The 7,300-nt window shown below is 42.6% G+C and carries 6 protein-coding genes; 2 read left to right on the top strand and 4 right to left on the bottom strand.

Translation table 11 applies throughout. The features are described from left to right. Positions 1–42: 42 nt before the first annotated feature. Both FE392_RS08410 and FE392_RS08405 read right to left on the bottom strand, forming a co-directional pair. Complete coding sequence (locus FE392_RS08410) at positions 43–657, bottom strand: pyridoxamine 5'-phosphate oxidase family protein (RefSeq protein WP_319929784.1); 615 nt, start codon at positions 655–657, stop codon at positions 43–45. A gap of 71 nt (positions 658–728) precedes the next feature. Continuing rightward, positions 729–2,138 (bottom strand): MFS transporter, encoded by a 1,410-nt coding sequence (locus tag FE392_RS08405; RefSeq protein WP_319929783.1) that lies wholly within the window; start codon positions 2,136–2,138, stop codon positions 729–731. Between the two features lie 118 nt (positions 2,139–2,256). On the opposite strand from FE392_RS08405, the gene FE392_RS08400 reads away from it, so the two are divergent. Then, a complete protein-coding gene (locus FE392_RS08400; RefSeq protein ID WP_319929782.1) occupies positions 2,257–3,039 on the top strand; it encodes a helix-turn-helix transcriptional regulator in 783 nt (260 codons plus the stop codon). A 13-nt stretch (positions 3,040–3,052) separates the two neighbouring features. On the opposite strand, the gene FE392_RS08395 is transcribed toward FE392_RS08400, so the two are convergent. Beyond that, complete coding sequence (locus FE392_RS08395) at positions 3,053–4,036, bottom strand: AAA family ATPase (protein WP_319929781.1); 984 nt, start codon at positions 4,034–4,036, stop codon at positions 3,053–3,055. Between the two features lie 6 nt (positions 4,037–4,042). Further along, positions 4,043–4,219, bottom strand: a complete 177-nt coding sequence (locus tag FE392_RS08390) for an AAA family ATPase (RefSeq protein WP_319929780.1) — start codon at positions 4,217–4,219, stop codon at positions 4,043–4,045. 693 nt (positions 4,220–4,912) lie between these two features. On the opposite strand from FE392_RS08390, the gene FE392_RS08385 reads away from it, so the two are divergent. After that, positions 4,913–7,300: S8 family serine peptidase (locus FE392_RS08385; protein WP_319929779.1), on the top strand; the 2,388-nt coding region annotated here is incomplete at its 3' end.

Raw genomic sequence — 7,300 nt, 5'->3', positions numbered from 1 at the left:
TGAAATTCATTGCGTATAGATCAATAAAAACAAAAACCATGATTAGTACAGATTGTCTTTCAGTCTCTGAGGTAATTTTGCATCGTAATCTACGTCATCAAAATCGTTTTTGATCTCTTTTAAGATTTTTCCGGCACTGGGTAAGGCACTGCGTTCCAGTTGAGCAGAAGCATCCCATAAACCTGAACGCAAGGTAGCACGTGAGCATTGGAAAAAAACAGTATCTACCGTAATACGCAATACTGAACGAGGCAGTTTATCGCGGTAAGCACAACGCTCTAATATTTCAGGATCAATAATAATTTCTGCCCGACCGTTTATGCGCAATGTTTCACCAATACCCGGAATTAAGAATAATAGCGCGACTCGATCATCCTGTAAGATATTACGCAAGCTATCAACGCGGTTATTCCCTACCCGGTCTGGCAACAGCAATGTTTTTTCATTTTCAATATGAATGAAACCAGCTTGATCACCGCGAGGAGAAACATCCATTCCTTCAGGCCCAACCGTCGCCAATGCAACAAAAGGCGAAGATTCAATAAAAGGACGATATACAGGGTGAATATAACTGACTTCCTTAAATACTGAACCCCCGTAAGGCTTTCCGTATATTTGTTCCAGTGCAGCAATATCAGTAATTTTCTTACTCATCATTATTATCCTCTTTATGCCTATTATTCTTACGGCGATTGTTTTTAAGTCGATCGCTTTTAAGTCGATCGTTTTTAGGGCGTTTGCATCTTATTCCGATGTAATATTCTCAATAAATAAAATGAAACCAAAGCAGCAAAAACATTGTAGAGCATACTTTGGGCAAAGGCATTTTGAGATGCTGTAGAAGAGAGGGAGTCCACACTATTTATATGGTACTGAACCAATACGCTGACTATGGCCACCCCAAATGCAGCCCCGACTTGCTGTAATGTCGCAATAATACCTGACGCCATACCAGCAAAGCGTACATTCACAAAGGATAAAACAATATTGAGTAAAGGCGTCATGATTAAACCCTGCCCATATCCAAGAAACATCAGGATTGGCACGATTAAAAATAATAATATTGTCATTGATGAAATTGCCATAATGGTAACAATCAAGGCAATAAAAGAGAGAAAATAGAGTAATGCACCGCCGGTTATGGCGTTACTGCCAAAACGTTTAACCAAATGAGGTGCATTAAGCGAGGAGAAAACAAACGCTACGCTGGCAGGCGCAAAAAGTAATCCAGCATTGAATGGTTCAAGACCTAAATCGTTTTGTAAAAACAACGCGAAAACAAGGAAAAATGAACTGGAAGTGGAATAAATAAACAAAACCAGTACACATCCTAGAAAGAACTGTTTATTTTTTAACAGATTAAAATCCAATAAAGGCTTTTTCCCCTGCTTGGCGTATTGTTTTTCATGCCGTGCAAATTGCAGGAGTGTAATACAAGCGAAGAAAAGTAATGCCCAGCACCACATAGGCCAGTTAAATGTTGGGCCTATCAATAATGGCAACAATAAGGCAAAGATCCCAAGACTGGAAAGCAATACGCCCATCAAATCCAATTCTGATTTTTCGGGGGCAAAACTTTCACGGATATTCCTTGAAAAAACCAGCGCCAACAAACCGACGGGGACGTTTACCAGAAAAATAGTACGCCACTGTAAATCCCATAAGTTCGCAGAAATTATCCAGCCACCTAATATCTGCCCGGCAATGGCAGCCAAACCTAGGGCCATCCCGAGTAAACCAAATGCCCGGCGGCTATTATTTTCATCAAAACTAACGCGAATACTGGCGTAAACCTGAGGGAATAATAGCGCGGCGGATAAACCTTGAATAAAACGTGCAAAAATCAAGAAATTTGCGGTAGGCGAAAGCCCGCATAGTAAGGAAGTTAAGATAAAAGTGAATATGCCTATCTGAAATAACCGTCGCCGGCCAAATAAATCCCCTAAGCGCCCTCCCGTGATCAACAATAAACCAAACCCGATTTCATAGCTGACAATGACAAGCGTAATTTGTAATAAACTTGCCTGTAAATGTAACTGGATATTAGCGATGGCAATATTGACAACGAAAAGATCAAAAATAGTCAGAAATCCAGCGGATAACAGCACCGACAGAGCTATATAATCTTTCTTGGTCATAATTAGAACCCTCACAATTTTAGCGATAAATGGCCTGATATCGCTGGATTCTAATGACCTTATTATGCTGTTACAATTTAACCACTTATACTGTTATTAAAAGTAATGGTCTAAAAAAATGACAAAACTACTGCGTTCTCGTACTGAATTAGCCAATTTCTTACGCGCTAAAAGAGAAAATATCAATCCTGAGTCTGTTGGGTTACCCAATATTGGGCGTCGTCGCACGCCGGGTTTAAGACGTGAAGAAATCGCGGCTTTATCGGGTGTTGGATTAACCTGGTATACATGGCTGGAACAAGGTCGGGATATCGGGGTTTCAGCGGCTTTTTTGGATAATCTTGCCAAAGTGTTAATGCTGAATACGGCTGAAAGAAGGCATCTATATTTATTGGCACATATGCGTGAACCCGCTGAAACGGGGGAAACACAGTACGTCGTTTCCCCGCTGATTAAACGCATTATGGATGATCTATCTCCACATTTAACGTATGTACTTAATCTTCACTGGGATGTTTTAGCTTATAACCAACCCGCTGATGCATATTTTCGTTTTAGCCAGTTTGAAAGCACACAACAAAACTTCCTGTGGTTATTATTTACCAGCGAATATTATCGGCAGCTATTATGCGATTGGGAAAAATATGCCTATCGCTTACTGGCGAGTTTTCGCCGTGATTATGCCCTGACAACTCAAAACACTTATATGCAAGATCTCGTCAATAATCTACTGAAGATCTCCCCTGATTTCTACGAAATGTGGCACAGGCATGAAATATATCAACCCTGCAACGGTGTTAGGGAATTAAATCTCGATGGCCGAAGAATTTCTTTTGACTATACGTCAATGGTTATTGATGTCGAAAGACACTTGCGCCTCATTGTTCATGCAGAAAACTGAAGGCTTGCCATTTTCAACCCTCATTGGGCCAATGCCAGGCGGGAGCGTCCAGTATACCTTGGCCCCTGATTTTGGTTTGCCCTAATTCTTTTTCCAGCTCAATATGTTGGCAGTTTGGGGTATGGATAAGGCTATTCACCAGCCGATTTGCATGTGAGATAACCCAAACTTGAGAGTGTTGTGATGCCCTCAAAATCAGCCTTGCCAAAGCAGGCAATAGATCAGGGTGCAGGCTGGTTTCAGGTTCATTAAGCACCATCAACTCAGGAGGTCGAGGGGTTAAAAGCGCAGCGACCCAAAGAATAAAACGCAGCGTTCCATCTGATAACTCTGTGCCAGAGAGAGGACGAAGTAAGCCTTTTTGGTGAAATGCAAGCGAGAAACGACCATCATGATGAGAAATAACCTCTAGTCGGCAGCCGGGAAATGCATCATCAATAGCCTGGTAAAGCGCGTTAGGATCGCCGATTTCTATAATAGTCTGAAGCGCAGCAGCCAAATCCCGCCCATCAGGGTGCAGAATGGGAGTTCGTGTGCCTAATTGGGTTTGGCGAGCAGGAGCGTCTTTATCGGTGCGGAAATGGTCATAGAATCGCCAGTTTCGGATCATTTCACGGACGTGAAAAACTTCAGGTACAGCAGTTGGATCAGCCAACCAATCAAACATGCTACCGTATACAGGAACGTGCTGTGAAACAACTTTCCACTGCCGACCATCTCGAATTTTAATGCTATTTCCCCTACGTTCCACTAAAGATGAGGCAGGCCGGTAATATGGGCCATTAAAAATAACCTCCCGTTTAATTTCAGGATCACGGCAAAATGCAGAACTGCTTGGATGAGGCAATCCCAATGTAATAATGTAACCAAAATTATCACTGGAAAACCCTAATTTAAGCCGCAGGGCATTATTACGTTGCAGCCCTTCAATCTGAGTATCCCCCCGCCGCATTCCAGAAGAAATCACTTCGGGGCCTGCCCAATAAGTGGATGACAACCCCCCTTATTCAGCCAAGGAGTTAATCACCCCGCCTTTCGCTGTTTCAGCTAACAGGCGTAATGCTCTGTATAAATTCGATTTTCCACTGCCATTCTCACCCGTGATAACATTCAATTGCCCCAACGACATGGTAAGTTCAGAGACGGAACGATAGTTGGAAATTGATAAAGAAGTCAGCATAGTATTTTTCTTATTTGGTTGGTGTCATGGGTATCTGTTGTTTAAACACATTTTTAGTTTTAATCTCTTCCCATCTACTCCTATTTCAATATTAAACCTTCTCATTATAAACAACGTTTCCTTTATAAGCTATGCTACTTAAGGAAAGATAATTTTAAATTTATTTTCTATCATTCGTAATTATTAATAAATATATTTATAACGGAAGAATAAATAATTAATCACTGCAATACCTTTTCCTCCATCATCAGTTTTAATGGTTAATAACTAATTACCCATTAATAAAACCAAAAACGAAATAAACCTCCATTTCAATCAATATTATAAACAGGCATTATCGTTAACCAAATTTTAACAATTAAGGCCGTTAAGGTTTCACTTGATCACAAAAACATGATCACAATCAGCTAGTTACGCACTTTTTGGTATTTTGCTTTTTTGTTTAACATATGTTGCAAAATGGTTAACAATAAATATTGCATTTTGGTCTTAATTATTATGCTATATCGCTCTGCAAGCAGATGGTTATGACAAAGTTTAACCTATATTTTGTATTTTATTATATAGGGATATATCCCCCTGCCTGTTTGCCGAAATTTATATCATCGGTTTTATAAATAAGGACTTTTCAAGGAGCAAAGTGCCAAACAGCGAATTGAAAGTCTCCACTTTATTAAAAATGGAAACTCTCTCATGAAAAAAAACAATTCGGCACGACCGATATTTTTGTGGATGACATTATTTTTTGGATTATTACCTGTAAATGCGTCTATGGCAGCGACCGAATATCAAGAACAGGGTAAGAAAAATCTACCTGACAGCTGGTTATCGGAAGAATTTAACCATCAATGGGGATTGGCCGCTATTGGCGCCCATTATGCTTATGCAAGGGGTTATACAGGAAAAGGCATCAATGTTGGTGTGTTGGATGAGGCGGTAACCCACCACCCAGAATTTGCCAAAAAACTGCACATTCTTAGCCCGGAAGATCCGTGGAATTACGACGAGAACCCTTACACTGGAATCATTGAGTTCGGTGCCCACGGCAACCATGTTTCCGGCATCATTGCCGCGAGCCGTGATGGTAAGGGAATGCATGGCGTGGCATTTGATGCGGGGCTGATTACTGGCAAGTATTTGCAAAACCAATACAACCGCACAGAAGCTATGATACAGAGCAATGCCCGCATTATTAACAATAGCTGGGGTGTTCGTCCTAAATACTATAAAGATGAAAACGGTAGGCCAATCCGGTTACCAAATGGTACGGTGCACTATTATCAAGTGACATTGGACGATGTCAAAGATTATGTCAAACCAATCAAAGATGAAATCGATAGGCTAAGTCGCTCCCCTATTCCAGTCCGTGATGACTACACCACGAGAACGGCAGGTTTATTACGGGCGGCACGTGAAGGGAAATTAGTTGTTTTTGCCGCGGGAAATGCCAATAACTATAACGTGACTTGGCTACATGCCGGCATGCCGTATTTCTTCCCTGATGCATTGAAAAATTACCTCAGTGTCGCCAACCTAGATCAGCAAAATAAGCTCAATCTTTCATCGACAAGCTGTGGTTATACCGCCAGCTACTGTTTGTCTGCGCCCGGCACAAAAATTTACAGTAGTACAGGCACTTTCGCTTCGCTATATCAGGGAGGAAGAATAGATGAAGATGCCCTCGATAATAACGAATTGAAGATTGATCCTACTTATGAGGCTTATACCGGTACATCGATGGCGTCTCCTCATGTGGCTGGAGCCGCAGCCGTTCTGATGCAGCGCTTCCCGTACATGACTACCGGGCAAATTTCAGATGTTCTCAAAACCACGGCCACCGATTTGGGCGATCCCGGTCTGGATGAAAAATATGGTTGGGGAATGCTGAATCTGAAAGAGGCTATTGATGGGCCTAAAATGTTCATCACAGAGAAAGATATTCCTGAAAAGTTCTATATTAAGGGCTCTTATACTGAAACCCAATTTACAGCTAATATCCCCGGCATCGGCGGCGTGGTTGAAAAAGGAACCACAGTAGAACGGGTATGTGACAGCATTGAGTGCGCCTATGATAGTTGGAACAACAATATCAGTGGCCACGGTGGATTGACGAAAACGGGCAAGGGTATACTCGAACTTGCCGGTAAAAACAGTACGTACAAAGGCCCTACGCTGGTAGAAAATGGCTTGTTGCAGGTCAGCGGCGGCATCACCTCAGACGTTACCGTACAGAACGGTGCGACCTTGAGTGGAAATGGTAAAGTGGGTTCTATCTTTGCCCATGCCGGCGCGAATATTGCCCCAGGCAATGTAGGCTCAAGTGGTACATTGAGTGTCGATCGCAATGTCACTTTCAACGAGGGTTCGTTCTACCATGTTGAAGTGGCACCCAATAGCCAAGGCTATGGCGATAGCATTAGCAGCAATGGTTCAGTCACACTCAAAGGCGGTGAAGTTAAAGTTAAACTGGAAAACGGCAGCAACTTGTTATCTAAACCAGAAGTCCGCAGTTTACTTGGTCAGAAATACAATATCTTGCAGGCAAGCAATGGGATCAAAGGTCAGTTTTCTGCTGTCGATCCGAATTATCTGTTCATTGGTACTGGGCTTAGCTATCAGCCTGATCGTGTGATGTTGGATATCAAACGCAACGCGACCCGTTTTGCCAGTTTTGCTCAGACCACTAATGAGCGCTCATTGGCTAATGCTGCTGATAGGCTGAATCTGGGGCACCCGGTGTATGAAAGCATTCTGATGTCTGACACCCCCGCGCAAGCTCGCCAAGCATTCCAGCAACTTTCGTCTGGTCAAATCCATGCCGATATAGCGGGTGCTCAAATGGATAGCAGCCGTTATCTGCGCGATACGCTGAATACCCGTTTACGTCAGGCAGACGGTGACATGATCGGGCAAAATATCAGAACAGATCACAAGGGGGTCTGGGCGAAGATGATAGGTAACTGGCAGCGTGCTAAGGGCAACAATGACATTAGTGGTTACCGCATATCTAACTATGGTGTCTTGCTCGGTGCTGATAAAGATTTGGGCAATGATTGGCGGCTTGGTGTAGCGACCGGTTAT

This window comes from Xenorhabdus santafensis, assembly GCF_033949405.1.
In the GTDB taxonomy this organism is placed as follows: Bacteria; Pseudomonadota; Gammaproteobacteria; order Enterobacterales; family Enterobacteriaceae; genus Xenorhabdus; species Xenorhabdus santafensis.
Note: the sequence above shows the minus strand (reverse complement) of the source record. Positions and strands in the feature narration are given on the sequence as shown.